Raw genomic sequence first — 22699 nt, 5'->3', positions numbered from 1 at the left:
TTCGAAGGAGGCATCCGCTTTGAACATCAAGCCCCGCGAAATTATAAACCAGATCTTACCGTACAAACCCGGGAAGCCGGTGGCCGAGGTGCAGCGCGAGCTCGGCCTGGAGAAAGTCATCAAGCTCGCTTCCAACGAGAACAACCTCGGCCCGTCCCCCAAAGCCATAGCCGCGATGACGGAGGCGCTCGCCGGCGTCCACGAATATCCCGAGGGCTCGGGTTACTATCTCGTGAACGCCATCGCCGAAAAATACGACCTGGCGTTCGACCAGATCGTGCTGGGCAACGGCGGCAACGACCTCATCGAGCTCGTCGTCAAGACCTTCGCCGGCCCGGACCACAACGTCGTCTCCGGGCACCCGTCGTTCATTATGTATAAGATCGGGACTTTAATAATGGGCGCCGAATTCCGCGGGATACCCCTCAAGGATTACAGGTTCGACTTGCCGGCGATGGCCGACGCCGTGGACGAGCAAACCAGGGTGGTGTTAATCGCCAACCCCAATAATCCTACCGGGACCATAGTGACTCGAGCCGAGGTCGACGATTTCCTCGAGCGCGTGCCCGATACCGTGCTCGTCGTTCTGGACGAGGCGTACTTCGACTTCGTAACGGCGAAGGACTACCCCGACGCGCTCGACTACGTGAGGGCCGGGCGGCCGGTGATGGCGTTGCGCAGCTTCTCGAAGAACTACGGCCTCGCCGGCCTGCGGTTGGGCTGGGGCGCCGCGGACGCCGAACTTGTGGGCGCGATGCACCGCATCCGCCAGCCTTTCAACGCCAACCGGCTGGCGCAAGTCGCCGGCGTCGCGGCGCTGGAAGACGACGAACACCTCGCGCGCAGCTGCGAGATGGTCGCCGCCGGCCGCGAGCAAATTTACCGCGGCCTGGAAGAATTGGGCGCGAAATACGTGCCGTCGGAGGCTAACTTCGTCCTGGTCGACTTGGAACGGGAGGCCGCGCCGGTATTCGAGGGATTGTTGAAGCTGGGGGTCGTCGTCCGCCCTATGGCCGGCTGGGGCCTTCCGAACGCGCTGCGGGTCTCGGTCGGGCGGCCCGAGGAGAACGACGCCTTCCTCCGCGCGCTGGCGACCGTATTAGGGAAGTGAGCGGGAAAACGCGCTAAATAAAAACCCGGCCTCCGCGGCCGGGTAAATTTTTTACGGTTAATATTAAAAAATCCCGAGGCCTGCGTAGAACAGGAACATGTCCACGTCCTTGCTTTTGGACGCTTTAAACCCCGGTATGTTTTCCGCCATAAATTCGTCTATACGAGTACGGCCGATGCCGAAGGCGTGGATGTAGCGTACGCCCACCTGGGGCGCGACCGGCGATATGGGGAAGAGTTCCAGGCCGAAGTCGGCGTGGAGGCCGGCGCCCTTTTCAGGTTTCACCGCTTCCTCGAATTCCTCGAATTCCGGGATGGCGGCGGCGATGAGCGACAGTGGGACGCCCTGGGCTTCCATATCGCGGTAGTAATAACCGGCGCCGCCCTCGACGTGTACTTTGACCGCTAAGTTTTTTATGGCGTAGAAACGCAGGCCGCCGCCGAAATAAAACATGCTGGAGTTTATCTTGCCCAATTCGCGCAGCTGTTCCGGGATGGGAAGCGGGCGCGGCCAATATTCATTAATGTATTCGTTTAGCAGGTCCGTAAATTCCTTATCCTGCCCGAGCTGAGTGTAGCCGCCCATCGGCACGACGGCCAGCGGGCCGGGCAGGCCGATCTCCAGCTCCATCATGACGCCCAGGCCGCCGGTATACCGTTCACCCAGCTCGCCCAGGGTGGACGTATAGCCGCCTTTGAAATTGACCAGCGCTAACGCGGGGACCGCCGCTATGCATAACGTAACGAAAGCTTTAAGCTTCATCTTCCACTCCTTTGTGTGGATTAATTATAACCGATGGCCGCGACCGCGTCAAGCGTCAGTAACTCCAACCGATGAAGAATCTTATGGGCACGAACGGGCCCAGCGATTCAAAGTCGGTAAGTACGGTATGGTCCGTCCGCAGCGCCAGGAATCCCCACAGGATAACCCGCAGCCCCAGGCCGAAGCCGCCCCGTACGCGTCCCAATTTTTCGTCCCACGCCTCACCGACGTCGAAGAATAGCGCCCCCCGCACCGGCGGCATGGGCGCCGTTCCGATGGCGGTGTGGAGGCCGAAGGGTTCCAGTATGGGGAAGCGGTATTCGGCGTTGAACATCGCGAAGCGGTGGCCGCGGAAGTCAAACCATTTGTACCCCCGCATGGAGAGGCTGCCGCCGCCGTACACCGGCCTCGCGTCCGGCCCGAACGTCCCCACGAAGATGCCGCGGAACGCGAAGGCCTGCGTGCGCGTCGTGCGTAAGTAATGGCGCAGGTCTCCCAACAGGTATAAGTAGTCGCGGCGGCGCCGCCTGATGTCTTCCGTCAAGCCTACCGTTAGGTGGAGCCGTTGGCCGTCGACGGGACCGTCGCCATACCAGAGCGAGGTATCCCGCGCCCCCGAGAGGTACGGCGAGACCTTGGTGCCCACCTCGGGCGGCGCGGATATCTCCCACGTCCGCTCCAACTCGTAGAGGTACAGGCTGCCGCCGACGCGGTGGAACCGGTCCAGCGGGTATACGAGCGTAGCGCCGCCGCCGGCGCGCGTCTCGGTATAATAGCGGCCCGCCGTACCGTGTAAATAGTCGAATCGGTCTTGGACGTAGCGGAAGGCGCCTACGCCGTAGCCCACGCGACGGCTGAGGTCGTAGTAGTCGACGCCCACGCTGGTGCGCTCCAGAAACTCGTCCGCGGTGTTGGCGTCGTTGCCGAATTGGACCAGGATGTTCTTGTCGTTCAGGACGTCGGTGAACGATATCACGATGCCGGTCTCGGTTCCGAATTCGGGCCCGTACGCTACGGCGCCCGCGAAGTAATCGAGGGCGAACGTGGTTCTATAACCTCGGACGGGGAAGCTATTTACCGGCAGCGCTATGGGGGGTTCGGGCGCGGCGGGTTCCGCTACTTCCCCTTCGCCCGGGCCTTGCGGCTCGAGGGTCCCCAGGTAAATGTTGTAGCTCTGGTCGGCGAGGCCGATGAAAGATACCTCGCCCGGCGCGCCGCCGGGCCGCGGCGCGACTTCCGTCACCCCCGTCAGCGAATTCGACAACGACCTCGTTCCGTTACTCCCCTCCCAAAGGTACACGTCGTACCGGCCGCCGCGGTCGGAGACGAAATAGATGTTGCCGTCGTCGTCGGCGCTCGGGTAGAGGTCTCGCCACGGGCCGGCGGTGAGCCTTTCGACCTCGTTCGTAGTCGGCTCGAGGCGATAAAGGTTGTAATAGTCTTTACGCGAGGCGACGCTTCTCTCGGAGGCGAAAATTATTCCCTTCTCGGTCCAACAGGGGTAGGCGTCGTCGGCCGGGTCGTCGGTCAGCGCGCGCCGCTCGCCCGTGGCGCGCGTTACGACGTACAAGTCCGCCTGTCCCCGGCGCGCCAGGCCGCGGAAGACGATCTCTTCGCCGTCGGGGGAGAAGGCCGGCGAGCCCAGGACGATGAGGTCCTCGAACTCGTAGTTTTCCACGACTTTGCCGCGCGTGACGTCGTATATGTATAGGCGGTCCTGGTCGTGGGCGCGCGCGGCGAACGCTATGAAGCGGCCGCCGTAGGTGCCGAGCCGTTCGCGGTAAACGTGCACGACGGTGTAAGACGGCGATTCCTCGCCGGCGACGAGCTTGCGGACCTCGGCGCTCCGGCCGTCCTCTTCGACCGTCATCACGTACAGGCTTGAGTGACCTTCTTCCCCGGAGAGGAAGGCCAGGCGCCGTTCGTCCAGCCAGGCGATGCCGCTTCTCATCCCCGGGCCTTCGGACAACTCCTCGCCCATGGCGCGTAGCTCGGTGCGTTCGGCGTAGCGCGGCCAGTAACGCTTGCGGAGCCAACGCTGCCAGTCCTCGTCGAACTCGCGGAATGGGACCGGCAGAACGAGGTCCATTACTTCGTCGTAATCGCGGTCGAGCCAACCCTCGTCGGTTATTTTCATGATTTTATCTTCGCCGTACGTTTCGGCGAGGTAGCGCAGCGCGGCCTCGCCTTCCCTGTACGCCAGGTACGTTCCGGCGATGCTACGCCATTCCTCGAGCGGTACGAGCGCATCGCTATAGAGGGCGTCGGCCAGGAACGACTCCGAGAAGCTATCCCAATCCGTCGACATGTATTCCGCTAACCCCTCGACGTACCAGAACGGCGGCTGGCCGTAGTCGTACCTGTTGTGCCTTTTGTAGACGTCGCGGAGTTTCTGGTACATAAAGAAGTGCGCCATCTCGTGGCGTATGACCCGCCGGAGGCGGAGATACGAACCGTCGAACGGTATCACGACGCGGTGCCTCATCAGCTCTATGAAGCCGGCTACCCCTTCGGGCAGGATGTACGGCAGGATGTTGGTCTCTTGAAACTCGCTGTGGGAGCTGTAGATTATTAGCGGGACGCGTTCGCGCGGGGTGTACGCCATGCGTACCGAGAGGTACTCCCACGTCTCCTCCGCCATTCCGACGGCGCGCTCCGCCAACTCGCGCTCGGCGCTGTAGAAGTAGAGGTCGACGTGGTCCCCTTTGATGATTTGCCAATCGTGTCCGTAGTATTGTACTTTATTCTTGCCGAAGTAGGTGTACGCCCCTGCCGTCGCGGTTATTAGCGAAAGCGCCGTCGCTGTTAGGAATAATTTACGCATTATATTGACGAGAGGCAACCGCGGCCAGCCCCGCCCTTTACGGCTTAACCGATTTCCGGGCGAGCGCCGCGGCGCCGATCGCGCCGGCCCACGTACCGAACAACGCTTCGCGCGTCGCCAGCGAGGCGAGCGCGGGCGGCAGCGCCGACTCTTTCATCCTGTCGAGTGCTCGCGGTACCAGCGGCGGCCACGCCCGGGCGACGCCGCCGCCCACGACCAGCGTACCCGGGTTCAGGAGGTTTACGGCGGCGGCTAGCGCTACGCCCAGATAGTCGGCCGCCTCTTCCAAAATCGCCCGGCTTCCGGCGTCCCCCGCGGCGGCCGCCGCCGCGACGCCGTCGACGTCGGCGAAGGCCGGGGCTTCGGGCGGGCGCCGGGTATTGGCGCGTCGCACGATGGCCGAGCCGCCGGCGTACGCCTCCACGCATCCCCGCCGGCCGCATCCGCACGGTTCGCCTCCCGCCGGCACGACCGGTACGTGGCCTATTTCCGCGGCGAAGCCGTCCGCGCCCCGGAATACCTCGCCGCCGGCGACGAGGCCGCCGCCTATACCGGTGCCGACGAATACCGCGAGTAGCGGCTCGCGGGCTTCGGCCTCCGCCAGGTATTCGCCGTACGCCGCGGCGTTGACGTCGTTTTCCAAAATAACCGGTAGTCCCAAGGCGTCTCGAAGCCGGGCCGCCAACGGTTCGTTCGCGAATCGCAAATTAGGCGAGGCGACCAGCGTGCCGGCTTCGGCGTCGACCTGGGCCGCCGCGGCTACTCCTACCGCGACGCACGGATATCGCTCTAAAGCCGCCGCCGCGGCCTCGCACATCCTACGCAAGACGTCGTCGAACCCGGCCTCGGCCCGAGTGGGAAAGCTCTGTTCTTCGACGACATAGTTTCGGGCATCGACTACCGCCAGCGACGTAGTAGTGCCGCCGAGGTCGATGCCCAACGTGTAGCGCGCCGACGTACGCAAAGCCTTTATGTGCGGCGCCGCATTAGGTACGCGATTCGTCGATTAATTTAATGATGCTCGACGTCTTACGTTCGACCCGCTCCGTTTCGCGCTTTCGTTGCTCGAGGGTTCGGAGGTAGTCTTCGGCGATGTTCAGGGCGGTGAGTATGGCGACTTTCTCGGTCGAGATGAGGTTGTTGTTCTCCGAGATCTCCCACATCTTGTCGTCCACGAACTTCGCGATCCGGCGTACTTCGTCGGGATTGCGGTCGCTCGTAATCGAGTATTCGACGCCGAAGATGGTAACCTTTGTCGTTTGTTTGCCTTGCGCCATATCGACCCCCGTCGGTTCCGGCCGGCGGCTAGGGCGCTATTCGCCTTCTTCTCCGGGCATTAGTTCCGCTTGGCCGCTTTCGCCTCGTTCCAACTCTTCTTCGAACTTTTCCAGTTTGCTTAACATCTGTTCGATACGCGTGCGGGCTTCCTGTTGCTGGGTGCGCAGCTGTTCGTTCTCGACGGCGAATTTTTTATACTCGTCTATCTTGCGGGCGAATTCCTCTTTCTCGCGAGCGGCGGCCTCCAACGCTTCCTCTTTGCGTTCGATGTCGCCCCGCAAGCGCGCGTTCCCTTCCTGGTGTTTCCGCACCGTTTGTACCAGGAGCATGACTTTCTCTTCGAGACTTTCGAGGTTGTCCATAAACCTCGCTCCTCGATGGGCTACTAGCTGCGTAGCGTTGCGTCGAACCGTTCGGTTAGTATTTTAATCGCGTCTTCGCGAGCGGCGTTGGCCTCCTCGTCGGTCAACGTCCGGTCGTCGGCCTGATAGCGAATTCGTATCCCCAGGCTTTTTCGCCCCGGCGGCAAGCCCTCGCCGGCGAAGACGTCGAATACCGATACGTCGCGTGCCAGCTCGCTCGAGTCGCGCAGCGCGGCGACGACGTCCGCTGCGGCCGTGCCGTCGTCGACTACTACCGCCAGGTCACGCACTACCGACGGAAAGCGTGAAACCGGGTGGTAGCGGCGGCCCGGCGCCGCGGCGTGGTCGTACAGCGGCGCGACGTCCATCTCGACGACGTGGCCCTCGCCGAACGGCTCCAGCGGCAAGCGAAGGTACTTCCCCTCGCCTTCGCCGAGCCGGAAGCTCTCGCCTTGCCAGGTCAACGGTACGTCGAGGGGGCGCGCCAGGGCTTCCACCACGCCCTTGACGAAGAAGAAATCGGCGCGGGGGGGCGGCCGCGACCAGTGCCGGGGTGCGGCTTCGCCCGCCGCCAACGCCGCGAGGCGGTGTCGCTCGACGACGCGGCCCTCTTCGCCCGGTTCGAATACGGTACCCAGCTCGAAGACGAGTACCGACGGCGCGCCCAGGCGGCCGTTGCGGGTGGCGACTTCCGCCAGCGCGGGCCAGAGCGCGGGACGCAGGTGCGAAAACTGGCTCACCGTCGGGTTGGCGACCCGGACGGCGGCCGCGGCGTCCAGGCCGTACGCCGCGAGCTTTTCGGGGTCGGTAAAGCTCGGCGTGTAGACTTCAGCGAACCCGGCCGCCGTCAGGACTTCGCGCGCGGCGCGTTCCAACTCCTCGCGCGGGACGCGCGCCGGCGCCGGCAACCTTCCCCCGGGTAGCGTGGCCTCGACGTCGTCATAGCCGTAGGCCCGACCCACTTCTTCGACTACGTCTATTTCGGCGTTCACGTCGCGCCGGTACGACGGCGCCGAGATAACGAGGTTCTCCATCCGGTCCAACCCCACGTCGAAGTAAAGGCGCCGGAGGAGCACCGCCATGTCCTCGCCGGTGAGGCTCGTTCCCAGCAGCATGTTGGCCCGGGCGGGCCGGAGGACGATAGCCGGCCGCGACCACTCGGTCTGACCTTCGTCGACCGGCGGCCCGAGTACGGTACCGCCCGCCAACTCCGCCGTGAGCCCCGCGGCGCGGTCCGCCGCCGTCAGCGTCGCGGTGGGGTCGGCGCCGCGTTCGAACCGGTACGACGACTCGGTCGACAAGCCGTAGCGCCGCGCGGTGCGGCGGGTGTTCACCGGGTCGAAGTGCGCGCTCTCTATAACGACCGCCTCGGTGGAAGACGATACCTCGCTGTCCAGGCCGCCCATAACGCCCGCCAGCGCCACCGGCCCCTCGGCGTCGGCGATTACGAGGTCTTCGGGCGACAGCGCGAGTTCCCGGCCGTCGATGAGGACGAGTTTTTCGCCGGCGGCCGCCCGCCGGATGACGAGTTTGCGTCCCCGGAGATGGGCGACGTCGAAGGCGTGCAGCGGCTGCCCCGTCTCCAAGTTCACGAAGTTGGTGATGTCTACGACGTTGTTGAGCGAACGGACGCCGACCGCCTCCAGCCGCTCGGCGAGCCACGGCGGCGACGGGCCCACGCGCAAATCGGTTACGACGCGGGCGGAGTAGCGGGGACACAAGTCCCGGTCGACGAGGTCCACGTCGACGGAGAAGTCCTTAGGGATGTTTACTTCTTTAATGAATACCGGCGGTAGCGTGAGCGGCGCGCCGGTGAGGAAGGATATCTCCCGCGCCAGGCCCACCATCGAGAGGCAGTCGCTGCGCACCGGGACGACGTCCACGTCGAAGACGACGTCGTCGCCGACGCGGCCGAGCGACTCGACTTCCAGGCCGGCCATCGTGAGCTGCCGGGCAAGCTTGTCGGCCGGCACGTTGGCCGGGCAGTAGTCGCGGAGCCATTTCAGGCTGTACTTCATCGTTTTAAAATTGTTTCAGGAACGCGAAATCGTTTTCGTAGAAGAGCCGGATGTCGTCGATGCCGTACTTGAGCATAGCGATGCGTTCCACGCCCATGCCGAACGCGTAACCCGCCCATTGTTCGGGGTCGTAGCCGACGTTGCGGAAGACGTTGGGGTGGACCATACCGGCGCCCGCTATTTCGAGCCAACCCGTGCCGCCGCAGGTCCCGCAACCCTCGCCTTCGCATACCGCGCACGAGACGTCGATTTCCGCGGAAGGCTCGGTGAAGGGAAAGAAGTGCGGCCGGAAACGCATCCCGGTGTCCGGGCCGAAGATGTACGCGGCGAAGGCGGCCAGCGTCCCCTTGAGGTCGCCCAGCGATACGTTTTCGTCCACCAATAGGCCCTCCACCTGGTGGAAGACGGGGTAGTGGGACGCGTCCACCGCGTCGGCGCGGAAGCAGCGGCCCGGGACGATTACGCGCAGCGGCGGCTGCTGCTCGAGCATTACCCGTATCTGCACCGGCGACGTGTGGGTTCGCAGCAGCCAGTCGTCGTTTACGTACAACGTGTCCTGGGCGTCGCGGCTCGGGTGGTCGGGCGGGAAGTTGAGCGCGCCGAAGTTGTGGAACTCGTCCTCCACCTCCGGGCCGTGCGCGATGGAGAACCCCAGGGAGGCGAAGAACGCCGTTATCTCGTAGTAGGTTTTGGTTAACGGATGAAGCGTGCCGATGGGCGGTGTTACGCCGGGCAGCGTGTAGTCGATGCGCGCCTCGCCGGCGTCCGCTTTTCGCGGGCCGAGCCGTTTTTGAAGCGATTCGTACTCGGCCTCGAGGCCCGCCCGGAGCTCGTTGAGCGCTTGGCCCGCCGCGGGTCTGTCGCCCTCAGCCAGCGAGGAAAGGTTTTTACTCAGCCGGCTTAGCGGCGATTTCCGGCCGAGGAATTCTATGCGCCAGTGCTCGAGCGCTTTTCGGTCGGAAACGGCGGCCGCCGCTTTCTCGGCCGCGGTTTTTAACGCCGTTGCTTCGGCTAAGAATTTTTTCGCGTCCTCGGTCATTCCAATGCGCCGGTCCGTTCTTCGGCCATGACGTCGTACAGCGTACGAGCCGCTTCTTTAGAAACGGATTTCGCCGCCGGTACCGTCGCAACTCGTACGACCAGGCGCCGGCGCGGGAACGTAAGCTCGACCGTTTCGCCCTCGTTGACGTCCCGGCCCGCTTTGGCGCTCTTGCCGCCGATTTTAACGTGGCCCGCGTCGCACATTTCTTTCGCCCGTGCGCGCTGCTTCACCAACCGCGCGACCGTAAGGAATTTGTCGAGCCGCATCGCCGACCGTTGCGAATATAACATTATATATTAATGCCTGTCAAAAGAAAACCTACGCCTTATTGCGAAATTACTTTAGGCCGGCGCGCCGCCGCGCGGCAATTCCCCCTTATTTTTATTGCGGCGTCGTTCGTGATAATCTTATAATTGGCGCCGTTGCGTCGTCGCGGCGGCCCCGCGTTGTCGATTTTATCACGTGGATAAATCGTAACTATGGCCCGTTTATACGAATACCAGGGTAAAGAGCTCCTGCGGCGGGCGGGCGTGGATGTCCCGCCGGGACGTGCCGTTCGTTCCGGCGCCGAGGCCGCGGTCATCGCCCGGGAGATCGGCGCGCCGGTCGTTCTGAAGGCCCAGGTCTTCATAACCGGCCGGGCGGCCGTGGGCGGCATCCAGTTCGCCGAAAACGCCATGGCCGCGGAACGCGTCGCCGGCCGCGACTTATTGGGCCGCAAGTTCAAGGGCCAGCGCTGCGACGTCGTCCTGGTCGAGCGGAAGTTGGACGTCGCCCGGGAGATGTACGCCGCGGTCGTCGTCGACAACGACGCCCGCAAACCCCTCCTCATATTTTCGTCCGTCGGCGGCAGCGGCGTCGAGGAGATAGCCGCCGCCCACCCGGAGGCGCTGGTAAGAATGTACGTCGAGCCGGCGCGCGGCCTTTACGGTTACGACGCGCGGGAGTTGGCGCGGCGCGCGGGCCTGCGGGGCCGCGAGCTCGTGGCCGTAGCGGACGTCTTGGTGAAGCTGTGGCGCGTCGCCCGCGACGCCGAGGCCCGGGCGGCGGAGATAAACCCGCTGGTCGTGACCGACGCCGGCGAGGTCGTGGCCGCGGACTGCCGCGTTACGGTGGACGACTACGCCGTATACCGGCACCCGGAGCTCGGCGTGGAGGTCGCCCGCGAGTTCGACCGGCCGCCCACCGAGCTGGACCTCATCGCCTACAACGTCGAGAAGGACGACTACCGCGGCACGTTTTATTTCGTCCAGCTCGCGGAGGGCTTCGAGCGGGAAGAACGCTACGTCGCGTTCCACGGCGCCGGCGGCGGCGGCTCGATGATGTCGATGGACGCCGCGCTGGCCGAGGGTTTTAAGATAGCCGACTTTTGCGACACCTCCGGCAACCCGCCGGCGAGTAAAGTCTACCGCGCGGCACGCATATTGCTGGCCCAGAGGAACCTCGTCGGTTACTTCGGCTCCGGCTCCGGCGTCGCGAGCCAGGAACAATTCCACTCCGCCCGGGGCCTGGTCAAGGCCTTCCGCGAGGTTTGGCTCGACGTCCCCTGCGTCGAGCGGCTGGGCGGCAACCAGGAAGAGCGCGCCATCCGGATACTGACCGAATATACGGAGGACTTGCCCGCGCCGGTGGAGTGCTACGGCAAGGATACGCCGGCGCGGTACTGCGCGGCGCGACTGCGCGAGCTCGTGGACGGCTACGACTACGGCGCTCGCCGCGAGAAGCCGCCCCGGGTGCAACATAAGTCTTCTTATTCTTTTAAGACGGTTACGGGCGGGACCGTCTCCTACGATTACGCGCGATGCGAAGGATGCGATTCCAAAGTATGCGTGGCGGAATGCGTCCCGCGAATCCTTACGCTGGAGGACGGCAGGCCGGTCTTGAATATCGGCGCCGACGAGGCGGCGCGCGGGCGCTGTAGCGAGTGCCTGGCGTGCGAGGTGGAGTGCCGGGCGCGCGGCAACGGCGGCGGCCTGATAACGCTGCCTATCCCCGGGTTGGACGATTATTTGAAGAAGACGCGTTGATATGTCAATCTTAGTAAGTAAAGAGGATAAAGTCCTCGTCGCCGGCATTACCGGCCGCGAGGGGCGGGCGCGCACCCGCCTCATGAAGGGCTACGGGACCAACGTTGTCGCCGGCGTCTCGCCGGGCCACGGCGGCGAGGAGGTGGAGGGCGTCCCGGTCTTCGATACGGTGGCCGCGGCGGCCGAGGCGGTAGGGGAGATCTACGCGGCGGTCGTCTTCGTGCCCGGGCCCGCGGTGAAGGAGGCCGCGTTGGAGGCCTTCGCCGGCGGCGTCAAGCTGGCCGTGCTGGTCCCCGACCGGGTACCGATATGGGACGTGATGGCCATAGACGCGGCGGCGCGCGAAGCCGGCGCGCGCTACGTGGGCCCCAACACGTTGGGCGTGCTCTCGGTGGACAAGGCCGTGCTGGGTATGGTCGGCGGCCGGCCCGAGTCGGCGCGGGAGTGGTTCAAACCCGGGCCGGTCGGCATCTCGTCGCGCTCGGGCGGAATAACGTCGTCGCTGGCGTACTACCTCGGCCGGGCGGGCGTCGGCGCGACCACTCTCGTGCACGTCGGCGGCGACCCCATCGTCGGCACGCCTCACCAGGACGTCGTTCGGTTGTTCCAGGAGGATGCCGACACCAAGGCCGTCGTGATGTTCGGCGAAATAGGCGGCAGCCAGGAAGAGAAGGTCGCCGAGCTTATTTCCGAAGGCGTGGTTACGAAGCCGGTGGTGGCGTTCATAGGCGGCAAGGCCGCGACGGCGGGGACGCGCTTCTCGCACGCCGGCGCCATCGTCGAGGGCGGCCGCGGCACGTACGAGGGCAAGGTGAAGGCGCTGCGCGAGGCGGGGGCCATAGTCGTGGAGGACTACGATAAGGTAGCCGAGTACGCGTTGGGAGTCTTGAAGGACCTGGGCGAGGTATGAGCGACGAAAAGCGAAGAGATGGTTTGACTTGTACGCCGGCGTCGCCGGCGTTAGCCAAACTACGGCCCCGACCGGACATGCGGGCCTCGGTATGCGAGGGCCTCTTCGGCCAGATGTTCTTAAACCTCGCCGGCGCCTGGTCGGCGTTCATCACGGCGCTGGCGTTAAGCCTGGGCGCCGGGAGCCGGGCGTTCGGCTTGATCTTCGCCGCGGGCCCGGTCATTGCGTTTTCGCAGGTATTGGGGCCGGTGCTACTGCCGCTCTTCGGCGGCTCGCGCCGTCGGCTGGTCGTCGCGGCCAGCGCGGCCGCGCGCGGCGTAATCTTCTTCATTCCGGCGGTGGTGCTTTGGCTCGAGCCGGAGGCGGCGCTCGTCGTCTTTATCGTCTGTTTCCTGGCCTCGCAAGTTCTCACCGGCGTCATGACCAGCGTGTGGACGAGCTGGATCGGCGCCGTCGTCCCGGAGCGCATCCGCGGCCGTTTCCTCGGCAAGCGGACGCAGCTGATGATGGCGCTGGGGTTGGTCGTCGCCTTCGCCGCCAGCATTTTTAAAGACCTTTCCGTGCCGGGGGGCGAAACGGGCCTGACGGGGTTCTTTCGCCGCCTGTTCGGCGTTGCCGGCGGCCTGTGGGGCCCGGGGGGAGAACGGTACGCCTACTTTATAATATTCGCCTTTGCCGGCGTCGCGGGCCTCGCCTCTACGCTGCTGCTGTTGCGGCAGCGCGACCGCCCGGCGCCGGTCGTACGCTTTTCGTTCCGCTCGTTGGCCGAGCCCCTCCGCGACCGCCGCTTCCGCCGCCTGGTATATTTCTTCGGATGGTGGTGGTTCGCCGTATCTTTCGGGGCGCCGTTCTGGCAGCCGTTCTACCTCGAAGTGTTGCGCATGTCGCTAACCGCCGTTCAGATATACAACTCGCTTTTGATAATCGCGATGGCGGCGACGGCGGCGCTGTGGGGTCGTCTGATAGACCGCTTTGGCAACAAGCCCGTTTTCCGGGGCCTTATCCTGATGGCGACGGTTAACTCGTTCGTGTACGTTTTCATGCGGCCGGACCTTTACTGGTGGGTTTGGCTGGAGGCCGTCACGTCGGGCGCGATGTGGGGCGGGGCTATGGTCGCGACGACGAACCTCATCATCCGCCTGAGCCCGGAGGCCAAGCGGGATAACTACGTCGCGGTCTACGCCGTCGTCGCCGGCGCGGGGGGCCTGGTCGCGACCATCGGCTCGGGCCAGTTCGTCGCGATGCTGCCGCGTTACGTCTCGCTCGGCGGGTGGCGAATACTCGACATGAAGGTCGCCTTCCTGATAACGACGGTGTTACGCGCGGTCTCGCACTTCCCGATGTATTGGGTGAAGGAACCGCGGGCGGTGCCCTTCCACCACATGATGCGCGCCGTGGCCGCGGACGCGCGGCTGTGGCTTCTGCGGTTTCGGCCCGGCCCCGGGAAATAACGGAACAGCTCGTCGGATGAAGAAGATAAAAATACTTTTCGTTTGCACCGGGAACTCGTGCCGCTCGCAGATGGCGGAGGGGTGGGCGAACCGCCTGGGCGCGGGCCGCCTCGAGGCCCACTCCGCCGGCGTGAACCCCTTCGACGTCGTGCGGCTGACGGTGGAGGTCATGGCGGAGGCCGGCGTGGACATATCGCACCAGCGCTCCAAGGGCGTCGACGAATTCCTCGGCGAAGAGTTTGACTACGTTATTACGCTATGCGATAATGCGCGGGAGTTGTGCCCGTACTTCCCGGGCGAGGGCAAACGTCTCCACTGGCCTATAGACGACCCGTACCGCCTGGCCTTGGATGATTACCGCCGCGCGCGCGACGAAATCCGCGCCCGGGTGGAAGCCTTTTTAAACGAACTCGACGGCCCGTAGGTAACCGCCGGGCAAGAGGTGAACGACGGCCGAGAAGCCCAAGATAACGCGGCAGCGCGAGATGGAGGCCGAGATTAATTTCCTCGTCCCGCGCCTCGTGATGTCGGGGGCGACGTTCGTCGTCGTCCACGGCGCCGTCGCCCGCGGCGAAGCCCGGGCCGACTCGAAGATATGTCTCATCGTCGTCGCCCCGAGCGAGTTGCCGTTCAAGGAGCGCCAGATATATTTCGAAGAAAAACTCAAGAGCCGTGAAAGGGTGAATATGATCGTGTACACGCCCGCGGAGTTCAACCGCGCTAAAAGAGAGAGCCCCCTCGTGCAGCACGCGATGCGCGAAGGCCGCGTCGTCTACTCGCCCGAGCGGGGGTAGCAGGTCATAGCGTTGTTAACGGGAGATTTTTATGGTTGATAAATGGCACACGGCAATCACCGACGTCGGCCCGAATAAAATCCGCCTCCGCGGATACCCCATCGAGGAGCTGATGGGCCGCAAGAGCTTCGCCGAGGTCGTATGGCTCGCGCTGCGGGGCGAGCTGCCCGGCGAGGCTGAGGGGAAGCTGCTCGACGCCATACTGGTGTCGTCGGTGGACCACGGCGTAACGCCGCCGTCCACGCTGGCGGCGCGCACGGCGGCCTCTACCGGCGCGCCGGTCAACGCCGCGTTGGCCTCCGGGGTCCTGGCCGTCAACCGCTTCCACGGCGGCGCGGTCGAGGGATGTATGAACGCGCTGGCCGAGGCGCTAGCCGAGATGAAGGAGGCGGGCGTCTTACGGGAGGAGGCCGCGGCGGCGATAGTGGAACGCTACCGCGAGGCGGGCCGGCGGGTGGAGGGTTTCGGCCACCGCCTCCACGACGACGACCCGCGGGCGGCGCGGCTCTTCGCGCTGGCGGAGGAGCTGGGCCTGGCGCGCGAGGGTATTCCGATGGTCCGCGCGCTCGAGGCGCCGCTGGCGAGCGTTACCGGCAAGGCGCTGCCGCTGAACGTCGACGGCGCCATCGCGGCGTGCCTCTTCGACCTGGGTTTCGAGCCGTACGCCGCCAACGCCTTCTTCATCCTGGCGCGCATGCCCGGGTGGCTGGCGCACGTTCTCGAGGAGCGGGCGCGCGAGCGGCCTATGCGGCGCCTCGAGCCGTCGGCGTGGGCGTACGACGGCCCGGACGAAAGGCATTTAACTTAGCTCGAGGTGCATTATGGAAGAAAAAATAAGCGAGCTCCTGCCGGAGTTGGCGGAGATAGAAGACGACGCGCTGCGCGGTAAGGTCGTCGCGGCCTACGAGGCCGCGCTCGAGCGCGGCGGCTGGCAACCCGAGGATATGGCGCGGATGCCGTTCACGCTGCTGCTCGAGCCGTGCCCGGCGACGTACCTCGAGCACACCCGCGCCGTAACGCGATGCGCGGCCGCCGTCGCGGCCGTGGTGGCCGAGACGTACGGTTCCCGGCTGGATATAAACCGCGACCACTTGCTCGCCGGGGCGCTGCTGCACGACGTCGGCAAGCTGCTGGAGTATCGCGAGGAGGGCGGCGCGTTCGTCAAGTCGGAGCTGGGCCGGATGCTCCGGCACCCGTTCTCGGGGGCGGCGCTGGCCTACGAGTTCGGCCTGCCGCCGGCGGTGGTACACGTCGTCGCGACGCACGCCCGCGAGGGCGAGGGCGCCCGGGCGACGCCGGAGGCCATAATAATACACCACGCGGACTTTATAAATTTCGAGCCGTTTAAATTGAAGTGAGCTCCGGTCAGGTGGTAACACCTGACCGCATGGGAAAGCCGTTTAAGTTGTAAAGGCCGATATGCCTCAAAGCTTCGCCGAAAAGATATTTTCTCGTAAGGCCGGCCGGCCCGTGGCCGCCGGCGAAATCGTCACGCTCGAGCCGGACCGCCTCCTTTCCCACGACAATACCGCGGCCATCGCGAAGACCTTCGCCTCGTTCGGCCTGAAGCGCGTCGCCGACCCGGGTAAGGCCGTCGTCGTCCTGGACCACTGCGTCCCCGCGGCGTCGGAGAAGTACGCCCGGAACCACCTCGAGATCCGGGAATTCGTCGCGGCGAACGACATCGAACACTTCTTCGACATAAGCGAGGGGATATGCCACCAGGTCTTCGCGGAGCAGGGCTTCGCGCTGCCGGGCGAACTGATTCTGGGGGCGGACAGCCATACGACGTCGTACGGCGCATTGGGCGCGTTCGCCGCGGGCATCGGGCGGACCGAGATGGCGGCGCTCTACGCCACCGGCAAGCTGTGGCTCCGGTGCCCCGAATCGCTGCGGGTGGAAGTAGCGGGGGAGTTCGGCGCCGACGTTTACCCCAAGGATTTAATCCTTTATATAATCGGCGACCAGGGCGCGGACGGCGCGCTTTACCGGTCGGTGGAGTTCGCCGGGGCGACGGCGGCGGCGACGTCGGTGTCCGGGCGGATGACGCTGTGCAACATGGCCGCGGAGATGGGGGCCAAGAACGCGTACGTCGCGCCGGACGAGAAGACGCGCGCCTTCCTCGACGGACGGGCGCGCCGTGAATACGACGAAGTCTTGCCGGACGACGGCGCCGCGTACGAACGCGTACTGAGCTACGACGTCGCCGGCCTCGGGCCCCGGGTGGCGTGTCCGCATACGGTCGATAACGTCGTGCCGGTTGCGGAGGTCGCCGGGACGCGCGTGGACCAGGTCGTGGTCGGGACGTGCACCAACGGCCGCGTCGACGACCTGGTGGCGGCGGCGGATATCTTGCGGAACCGGCGCGTGGCGCGCGGCGTGCGGATCCTCGTCTTCCCGGCCAGCCGGGCGACGTACCTGGAGGCGTTGGGCATCGGCGCGCTGGCGACGCTGGCGGCGGCGGGCTGCGTAATTATGAACCCGGGTTGCGGGCCGTGCCTTGGCGCCCACGAGGGGATATTGGCCGCGGGCGAAGTCTGCCTCTCGACCGCCAATCGCAACTTCCGCGGCCGCATGGGCTCGAGCGAGGCCGAGGTATATCTGTGCTCGCCGGCGACCGCCGCGGCCTCGGCTTTGTATGGGAAGATTACGGACCCGCGGACGGTAAGGGCGTGATGGCATGGAGTCGTTGGTGTTTTTAATCGTAATTATCTTGGTAGTCCTGGCCTTTTTGCTCTTCGTCGGCCTCGGCGCCGTGATGCTGACGACGTGGTTGTCGCTGCGGGGGAAGCGGGATGATAAAAGGTAAGGTCTGGAAGTACGGCGACGACGTCAACACCGACGTCATCTTCCCCGGGCGGTACACCTATACCGTTACGGATCCGGGCGAAATAGCTTCGCACGCCCTCGAGGACCTCGACGCCGGTTTCGCGAAGAACGTGAAGCCGGGGGATATCGTCGTCGCCGGGAAGAACTTCGGCTGCGGCTCGAGCCGCGAGCAGGCGGCGTTGTGCCTGAAGTACGCCGGCGTGGCCGCGGTGGTAGCGGCGTCGTTCGCGCGGATATTTTTCCGCAACGCCATCAACGCCGGCCTACCGACGGTCGCGGCCCCCGAAGCGATACCATATATAAATGGCGGCGACGAGATAACTATTGATTTCGAGACGGGCGAGCTGACCGCCGCGGACGGCTCGAAGTACGAATTCGCGCCGCTGCCGCCCGAGGTGCTCGGCATACTCGAGGCGGGCGGCCTGGTGCCCTACGTTAAAAAGGAGTTGGCGCATAAATGAGGGACTTCGCAGTCATAACCGTAACGTGCGTTTTAATCGCGGCGGCCTGCGGCAAGGGCGACGGCCGCCAGGCCGGCGGGGACGAGGCCGCCGTCGCGGAGACGGCCCGGCCCGCGCAGCTCATCTTCCCGGAGGCGGCGCGCGCGGAGACGCTGCTCAAGTCGGCCGGTATTCCCATCGAAAACCGCGGCGACCTCACGCGCGAATTCCCGGAGGGGTGCGTGTGGCACGCCGTCTACAGCAGCGCGGGGCCCGAAGTGATCCTCGAGGCGTTCGCTTTCACGGACGACGGCCTCGCCCGGGAGTACGGCGCCGAGCGCAACGCCGAGCTGCTGGCGATGGACGTCCTACGCGAATTCGCCGTCGCGACCAACGGCGCGCTCGTCCTCGTGGCGTACTACGACCCCACGGAGGACGCCGACGCCAAGAGGGACGCGCTGGCGAAGTTCGTTGACGCCTTTGCCGGCGAGGAGTAGCGGTTTTCAGGGACGATTTAAAAAGCCCGCCGTCGCGGCGGGCTTTTCGTTACCCTCGGCCGGGGTTAAACGCCAGCGGCGGACGTTGCCTCGCCCCGTATCGTCGCCGTCACGTCCTCGAAGGGTATATCCTTGCCCGAGGCCGCGACCGCCTCCTTCGCCACCTGGACCAGGCCGAAGCAGCAGGGCACTTCCATGTGCAGGATCGTGACTTTGCGGACGTCGTTTTCTCGCAGTATGGCCGTCAGCTTGTCGCGGTAGAGCGCGACGTCGTCGAACTTGGGGCAACCGATGACGACGGCCTTCCCCCGGAGGAAGTCGGGGTGGAAGGCGGCGTAGGCCAAGGGGGCGCAATCGGCGGAGACCAGCAGCTCGGCGTCCCGGAAATACGGCGCGTTGGGGTCGACGAGGTAGAGCTTGACGGGCCACTGGCCGAGTTCCGATTTCAACTTCTCCTCTACGGTCGCCTCGACCTCGGTGCCCTCTTCGTCTTCGCGCGGCTTCAAGACCATCGTACGCGCGCCCGGGCAGCTGAAGGTGTGGTCGGCGGTGTGGCTCCCGGTGGCCGCGTCCGCGGCCTCGTGTTCGTGCCGGTCCGTGCCTCCTTCGCGGCCGAGCCCTTGTAGGTGTTCTTCCACCGCGGCGGCGTCGAACTCCTCGGCGGGCCGTTCCTCCAGGGTAATGGCGCCTTGCGGACACTCGCCCAGGCAGGCGCCCAGGCCGTCGCAATAAATTTCGCTCGCCAGCCGGGCCTTGCCGTCGACGATCCGGATGGCGCCCTCGGCGCAGGACGGAACGCACAGGCCGCAGCCGTCGCAAAGTCCTTCGTCTATTTCGACGATTTTTCTGGTTGCTTTGGTCATTACGGACCTCCTGTTTCGGATTCGATTATTCCCTTAACGTCGTATCCAGTATAATAGGCCGGGGATAAAAAAGCCTTGACCTGGGTCAAGGCTCGTAGTTTTTCCGGGCCGGCCGCTAGCCGTTCGGACTGCCGGCGACGAGCTCGAGCGAGGCTTTATCTAAAATGATTATACGCCTGCCCTTGGACGCTACCAGGCCCGCTTCGGCGAACCGCCTTAGCGCCCGGCTCAGCGTCTCCGGGACCGTTCCCAATTCCGCCGCGAGCGACGTCTTAGTCACGTCCAGCTCGACGGACTCCCGGCCGTCGGCGCCGGCCCGCGCCCGTTCCAGAAGGTACGACGCCAGCCGCGCCGGCACGTCTTTAAGGGTGAGCTTCTCGAGTACCGCGCTTATCTGGTTCAGACGGACCGAGAGGGCGGCGATGATGTTGAGCGCTAAGTCCGGCTCGTTTTCGATCAACGCCACGAACTCGCGGCGCGGGATTTCTACCGCGGCCGCGTCGTCGAGGGCCTGGGCCGTCGCCGGGTAGGGGACGCCCGCCAGCGCGGCGGCCTCGCCTACCAGGTCCCCCGCGCGCATAATTTTTATGATAAGCTCACGGCCGTCGACCGATTCCTTGAAAACCTTGACCCGGCCCGAGGCGACGACGTAGAAGGCCGCTGCGTCGTCCCCCTCGCGGAAGACGACTTCTCCCTTCTCCAGCTCGCGGAAGACGGAGAATCCGACGACGCGGCCCACGTCCGCCGGGGCGAGGTTTTTGAAGAGCGGCGAAGCGGCCAGAGCCGCTTTTTTAACGTCGTCCGTCATAGGGGCACCCCTGCCGGCTCGGAAAGTAATTGAGAACCGGCCTATTTTAATTTAATATATACGCCAAAGCAAGTTCCCCCGAGAGGTTTTATGGCCAAATACAGAATTGCGTGGCTGCCGGGCGACGGCATAGGCCGCGACGTTATGGAGGCGGCGCGGCTCGTGCTGGAGCGCCTCGCGCTCGACGCCGAGTACGTCGGCGGCGACATCGGCTGGGAGTTCTGGCGCACGGAGGGCAACCCGCTGCCCGAACGCACCAAGGACCTTATGCGCGGAACCGATTGCGCGCTATTCGGCGCCATCACCTCCAAGCCCAAGGACGAGGCCGCGCGCGAGCTCGCGCCCGAGCTGCAGGATAAGGGCTACGTCTACTATTCGCCCATCGTCCGCCTGCGCCAGGAGTTCGACCTTTACGTCAACATGCGGCCGTGCAAGGCGTACGCCGGCAACCCGCTCAACTACCGCGACGACGTCGACCTCGTCATCTTCCGCGAGAATACCGAGGGCCTGTACGCCGGCGTGGAGTGGTCTCCGGTCCCGCCGGCGGTCTACGATTGCCTTATGGCCAACCACAAGAAGATGGCGGCGTTCGCGGGCGTGCCGCTGGACGAGCTCGCCATCTCGACGCGGATAATGACGAAGAAGGCGTGCGCGCGCATCGTGCGCGCCGGGTTCGAGTTCGCGGAGAAGAAAGGCCGCCGCTCGGTAACGATTGTGGAGAAGCCCAACGTCCTGCGGGAGACCGGCGGCCTGATGGTCCGGACCGCGCGCGAGGTGGCGAAGGACTACCCGAACGTCGAACTGTGGGAGGCCAACGTCGACGCTATGGCGATGTGGCTCGTCAAGAACCCGCAGGACTACGACGTGTTGGTGGCCGAGAACATGTTCGGCGACATCATCTCGGACGAGGCCGCGCAGCTCGTCGGCGGCCTGGGCTTCGCCTGCGCCGGCAACATAGGCGACGACTACGCCGTCTTCGAGCCCACGCACGGCTCGGCGCCCAAGTACGCGGGCCAGTCCAAGGTCAACCCGACGGCGACGCTGCTCGCGACGCGGATGATGCTGGAGTACCTGGGCGAGGAGGACAAGGCCGCGGCCTTGGAGAACGCCGTCGCCGCGGTCATCGCGGAGGGCCGCGTCCGCACGTACGATATGGGCGGCTCAAGCTCCACGCTGGAGATGGCGGAAGCTGTGGCGGCGCGGGTTTGATAAATCCGAGGAGTCGGAAATGGCGGAAGTATTAATAAAACTGCATCTCGAGCCCCTCGGCGACGGGGGTTACGTCGCCACCAGCGACGACGTCCCGGGGCTGGTGGTCGAAGGGCGGACCATCGCCGAAACGGTGGAGTTCGCCCAGGACGCGGTGCGTAAGCTGTACGAGTCGTACCTGGAGCACGGCGACCCGGTGCCGCCCAAGTTGAAAGAGGCGGCCGAAGGCGAGTTTGAGCTGCTGGTGCCGGTGGCGGTTTAGTGGGGCGACTGGCGGGTTGTAAGTACGCCGACGTAGCGGCGAAATTACGGCGAGCCGGCTTCAAGTTCGACCGAAGCGCCAAAGGTAGTCGCAAAATTTGGCGGAACCCGGCTAGCCGTCGGCGTACGATGGTACTCCACCGCGGGGGCGACATAACGGAGGGGACGTTGCGAGCGATTATTAAACAGGCCGGTTTGACGGTACGGGAATTTTTAGAGTTATAGAATCGGCTAACGCCGGAGGTTAACTCTTCCTTATTAAAACCGTTCCGAAGAGAACTTACGGGACTTACGTTACGCAGGGATATGACTGATAAAAGCCAGCCGGCGCTCGAGCCGCCGGCCATAAACGTCGACGAAGTAAAATGCAACGCCTGCGGCGTCTGCGTCGAGGCGTGCCCCCAGGACGTCTACGAGCTGGAGGAGTTCGCCGTAGCGTCGTACCCGGAGCGTTGCATCAGCTGCGGCCACTGCGTCGCGCTGTGCCCGGAGGAAGCCATCGAACACGAGGCCTACCCGGAGGGCACGATAAAGACCCTCGGCGCCAGGAAGGTCCCCACCGTGGCGGCGCTGGAGACGCTCTTGCGCGCGCGACGCTCGGTCCGCGTCTTCCGCGACAAGCCGGTTACGCGCGAAGCGGTGGAGGAGTTGGTACGCCGGGCGCTGTCGTCGTACCCCAGCGCGCACAACCTCAGGCCGGTTCGCGTGCTTGCGCTGAGCGAGGCCAAGCGCATCCGCCGCGTCCGCGACGCGACGGCGGAGTGGCACCGGACAGCGGTGCGGCGCCTGAAGAACCCCATACTCCGCACCGTTTACGGCGCCGTGGCCGAACGCGAGGATAAGCTGGGAGCCTACGCCTTGGTGGACGATATGAAGCGGTTGGTCGAGGCGTACGACGCGGGCCGCGACGACCTCTTCCACGACGCGCCGGTGGTCCTCGTCCTCCACGCGCCGGTGGCGGCGATAATGCCGCGGGAAACGGCGTACTACGCCGCCGCCCAGCTCGTCATGATGGCGACGGCCATGGGCCTGGGGACGTGCTTCGTCGGTTGGCTCACCGCGGCCGCGGCCCGCAGCGAAGAGGTCAGGGAAGCGCTGGGTTTGCCGGAAGACCACGCCGTCTACGCCGCGTTAGCGCTCGGCTATCCCAAATATAAATACCGCCGCGCCATAGGCCGCGGCGCGCCCGAGGTAGAGTGGCGCTGAGGTTATC

26 protein-coding genes are annotated in these 22699 nt (G+C 65.1%); 16 read left to right on the top strand and 10 right to left on the bottom strand.

Annotated elements, in window-relative coordinates:
* The first annotated feature begins 19 nt into the window (after positions 1 to 19).
* A complete protein-coding gene (gene hisC / locus VMX79_05080; protein HUV86466.1) occupies positions 20 to 1111 on the top strand; it encodes a histidinol-phosphate transaminase in 1092 nt (363 codons plus the stop codon).
* Between the two features lie 63 nt (positions 1112 to 1174).
* Here hisC and VMX79_05075 read toward each other — a convergent pair whose 3' ends face one another.
* The 8 genes from VMX79_05075 to VMX79_05040 are packed head-to-tail and all read right to left on the bottom strand — an operon-like array spanning position 1175 to position 9687.
* The gene (locus VMX79_05075; protein ID HUV86465.1) at positions 1175 to 1873 is read right to left on the bottom strand and encodes a hypothetical protein; all 699 of its coding nucleotides are present in this window, start codon (positions 1871 to 1873) and stop codon (positions 1175 to 1177) included.
* A gap of 55 nt (positions 1874 to 1928) precedes the next feature.
* Complete coding sequence (locus tag VMX79_05070) at positions 1929 to 4697, bottom strand: hypothetical protein (GenBank protein ID HUV86464.1); 2769 nt, start codon at positions 4695 to 4697, stop codon at positions 1929 to 1931.
* A gap of 37 nt (positions 4698 to 4734) precedes the next feature.
* Positions 4735 to 5661, bottom strand: coding sequence for an ROK family protein (locus VMX79_05065; GenBank protein ID HUV86463.1), 927 nt, complete (start codon positions 5659 to 5661; stop codon positions 4735 to 4737).
* A gap of 22 nt (positions 5662 to 5683) precedes the next feature.
* Positions 5684 to 5974 (bottom strand): cell division protein ZapA, encoded by a 291-nt coding sequence (gene zapA, locus VMX79_05060; GenBank protein ID HUV86462.1) that lies wholly within the window; start codon positions 5972 to 5974, stop codon positions 5684 to 5686.
* 36 nt (positions 5975 to 6010) lie between these two features.
* Positions 6011 to 6337, bottom strand: coding sequence for a hypothetical protein (locus VMX79_05055; protein HUV86461.1), 327 nt, complete (start codon positions 6335 to 6337; stop codon positions 6011 to 6013).
* Between the two features lie 23 nt (positions 6338 to 6360).
* Complete coding sequence (gene pheT, locus VMX79_05050) at positions 6361 to 8355, bottom strand: phenylalanine--tRNA ligase subunit beta (protein ID HUV86460.1); 1995 nt, start codon at positions 8353 to 8355, stop codon at positions 6361 to 6363.
* A 4-nt stretch (positions 8356 to 8359) separates the two neighbouring features.
* Positions 8360 to 9394: a phenylalanine--tRNA ligase subunit alpha gene (pheS, locus tag VMX79_05045; GenBank protein HUV86459.1), complete on the bottom strand. Its 1035-nt coding sequence runs from the start codon at positions 9392 to 9394 to the stop codon at positions 8360 to 8362.
* Positions 9391 to 9687 carry an RNA-binding S4 domain-containing protein gene (locus VMX79_05040; GenBank protein HUV86458.1) on the bottom strand — a complete coding sequence of 99 codons (297 nt, stop codon included), beginning with the start codon at positions 9685 to 9687 and terminating at the stop codon, positions 9391 to 9393. Before VMX79_05040 ends, pheS begins: the two co-directional genes overlap by 4 nt.
* A 189-nt stretch (positions 9688 to 9876) precedes the next feature.
* On the opposite strand from VMX79_05040, the gene VMX79_05035 reads away from it, so the two are divergent.
* From VMX79_05035 to VMX79_04985, 11 genes are all read left to right on the top strand, one after another.
* On the top strand, positions 9877 to 11424 hold the full coding sequence (locus VMX79_05035; GenBank protein ID HUV86457.1) for an ATP-grasp domain-containing protein: 1548 nt from the start codon (positions 9877 to 9879) through the stop codon (positions 11422 to 11424).
* Between the two features lies 1 nt (position 11425).
* Positions 11426 to 12334: a CoA-binding protein gene (locus VMX79_05030; protein HUV86456.1), complete on the top strand. Its 909-nt coding sequence runs from the start codon at positions 11426 to 11428 to the stop codon at positions 12332 to 12334.
* Complete coding sequence (locus VMX79_05025) at positions 12331 to 13785, top strand: MFS transporter (GenBank protein ID HUV86455.1); 1455 nt, start codon at positions 12331 to 12333, stop codon at positions 13783 to 13785. Before VMX79_05030 ends, VMX79_05025 begins: the two co-directional genes overlap by 4 nt.
* Positions 13786 to 13801: 16 nt before the next feature.
* Positions 13802 to 14209 (top strand): arsenate reductase ArsC, encoded by a 408-nt coding sequence (locus VMX79_05020; GenBank protein HUV86454.1) that lies wholly within the window; start codon positions 13802 to 13804, stop codon positions 14207 to 14209.
* 61 nt (positions 14210 to 14270) lie between these two features.
* Positions 14271 to 14579, top strand: a complete 309-nt coding sequence (locus VMX79_05015) for a nucleotidyltransferase domain-containing protein (protein ID HUV86453.1) — start codon at positions 14271 to 14273, stop codon at positions 14577 to 14579.
* 31 nt (positions 14580 to 14610) lie between these two features.
* Positions 14611 to 15387: a citryl-CoA lyase gene (locus VMX79_05010; GenBank protein ID HUV86452.1), complete on the top strand. Its 777-nt coding sequence runs from the start codon at positions 14611 to 14613 to the stop codon at positions 15385 to 15387.
* A gap of 13 nt (positions 15388 to 15400) precedes the next feature.
* Positions 15401 to 15937, top strand: coding sequence for an HD domain-containing protein (locus tag VMX79_05005; protein ID HUV86451.1), 537 nt, complete (start codon positions 15401 to 15403; stop codon positions 15935 to 15937).
* 61 nt (positions 15938 to 15998) lie between these two features.
* Complete coding sequence (locus VMX79_05000) at positions 15999 to 17255, top strand: 3-isopropylmalate dehydratase large subunit (protein ID HUV86450.1); 1257 nt, start codon at positions 15999 to 16001, stop codon at positions 17253 to 17255.
* Between the two features lie 4 nt (positions 17256 to 17259).
* Positions 17260 to 17388 (top strand): hypothetical protein, encoded by a 129-nt coding sequence (locus tag VMX79_04995; GenBank protein HUV86449.1) that lies wholly within the window; start codon positions 17260 to 17262, stop codon positions 17386 to 17388.
* On the top strand, positions 17375 to 17869 hold the full coding sequence (locus VMX79_04990; GenBank protein HUV86448.1) for a 3-isopropylmalate dehydratase: 495 nt from the start codon (positions 17375 to 17377) through the stop codon (positions 17867 to 17869). The genes VMX79_04995 and VMX79_04990 overlap by 14 nt, the downstream gene beginning before the upstream one ends.
* Entirely contained in the window at positions 17866 to 18345 is a 480-nt protein-coding gene (locus VMX79_04985; GenBank protein ID HUV86447.1) for a hypothetical protein, read from the top strand. Before VMX79_04990 ends, VMX79_04985 begins: the two co-directional genes overlap by 4 nt.
* 65 nt (positions 18346 to 18410) lie before the next feature.
* Here the strand turns inward: VMX79_04985 and VMX79_04980 are convergent, their stop codons facing one another.
* Positions 18411 to 19208 carry a 4Fe-4S binding protein gene (locus VMX79_04980; protein ID HUV86446.1) on the bottom strand — a complete coding sequence of 266 codons (798 nt, stop codon included), beginning with the start codon at positions 19206 to 19208 and terminating at the stop codon, positions 18411 to 18413.
* Positions 19209 to 19323: 115 nt separating this feature from the next.
* On the bottom strand, positions 19324 to 20016 hold the full coding sequence (locus VMX79_04975; protein ID HUV86445.1) for a Crp/Fnr family transcriptional regulator: 693 nt from the start codon (positions 20014 to 20016) through the stop codon (positions 19324 to 19326).
* Between the two features lie 90 nt (positions 20017 to 20106).
* On the opposite strand from VMX79_04975, the gene VMX79_04970 reads away from it, so the two are divergent.
* From VMX79_04970 to VMX79_04955, 4 genes are all read left to right on the top strand, one after another.
* Positions 20107 to 21225, top strand: coding sequence for an isocitrate/isopropylmalate dehydrogenase family protein (locus VMX79_04970; protein HUV86444.1), 1119 nt, complete (start codon positions 20107 to 20109; stop codon positions 21223 to 21225).
* A gap of 19 nt (positions 21226 to 21244) precedes the next feature.
* Positions 21245 to 21487 (top strand): type II toxin-antitoxin system HicB family antitoxin, encoded by a 243-nt coding sequence (locus VMX79_04965; GenBank protein ID HUV86443.1) that lies wholly within the window; start codon positions 21245 to 21247, stop codon positions 21485 to 21487.
* Positions 21487 to 21711, top strand: a complete 225-nt coding sequence (locus VMX79_04960; protein HUV86442.1) for a type II toxin-antitoxin system HicA family toxin — start codon at positions 21487 to 21489, stop codon at positions 21709 to 21711. The genes VMX79_04965 and VMX79_04960 overlap by 1 nt, the downstream gene beginning before the upstream one ends.
* 81 nt (positions 21712 to 21792) lie before the next feature.
* On the top strand, positions 21793 to 22692 hold the full coding sequence (locus VMX79_04955) for a nitroreductase family protein (GenBank protein HUV86441.1): 900 nt from the start codon (positions 21793 to 21795) through the stop codon (positions 22690 to 22692).
* Positions 22693 to 22699 lie beyond the last annotated feature (7 nt).

The sequence above is a fragment of the bacterium genome, from assembly GCA_035529855.1.
Classification (GTDB): domain Bacteria; phylum RBG-13-66-14; class B26-G2; order WVWN01; family WVWN01; genus WVWN01.
The sequence above is the reverse complement of the archived record's forward strand: the minus strand, read 5'-3'. Positions and strand labels throughout refer to the sequence as shown.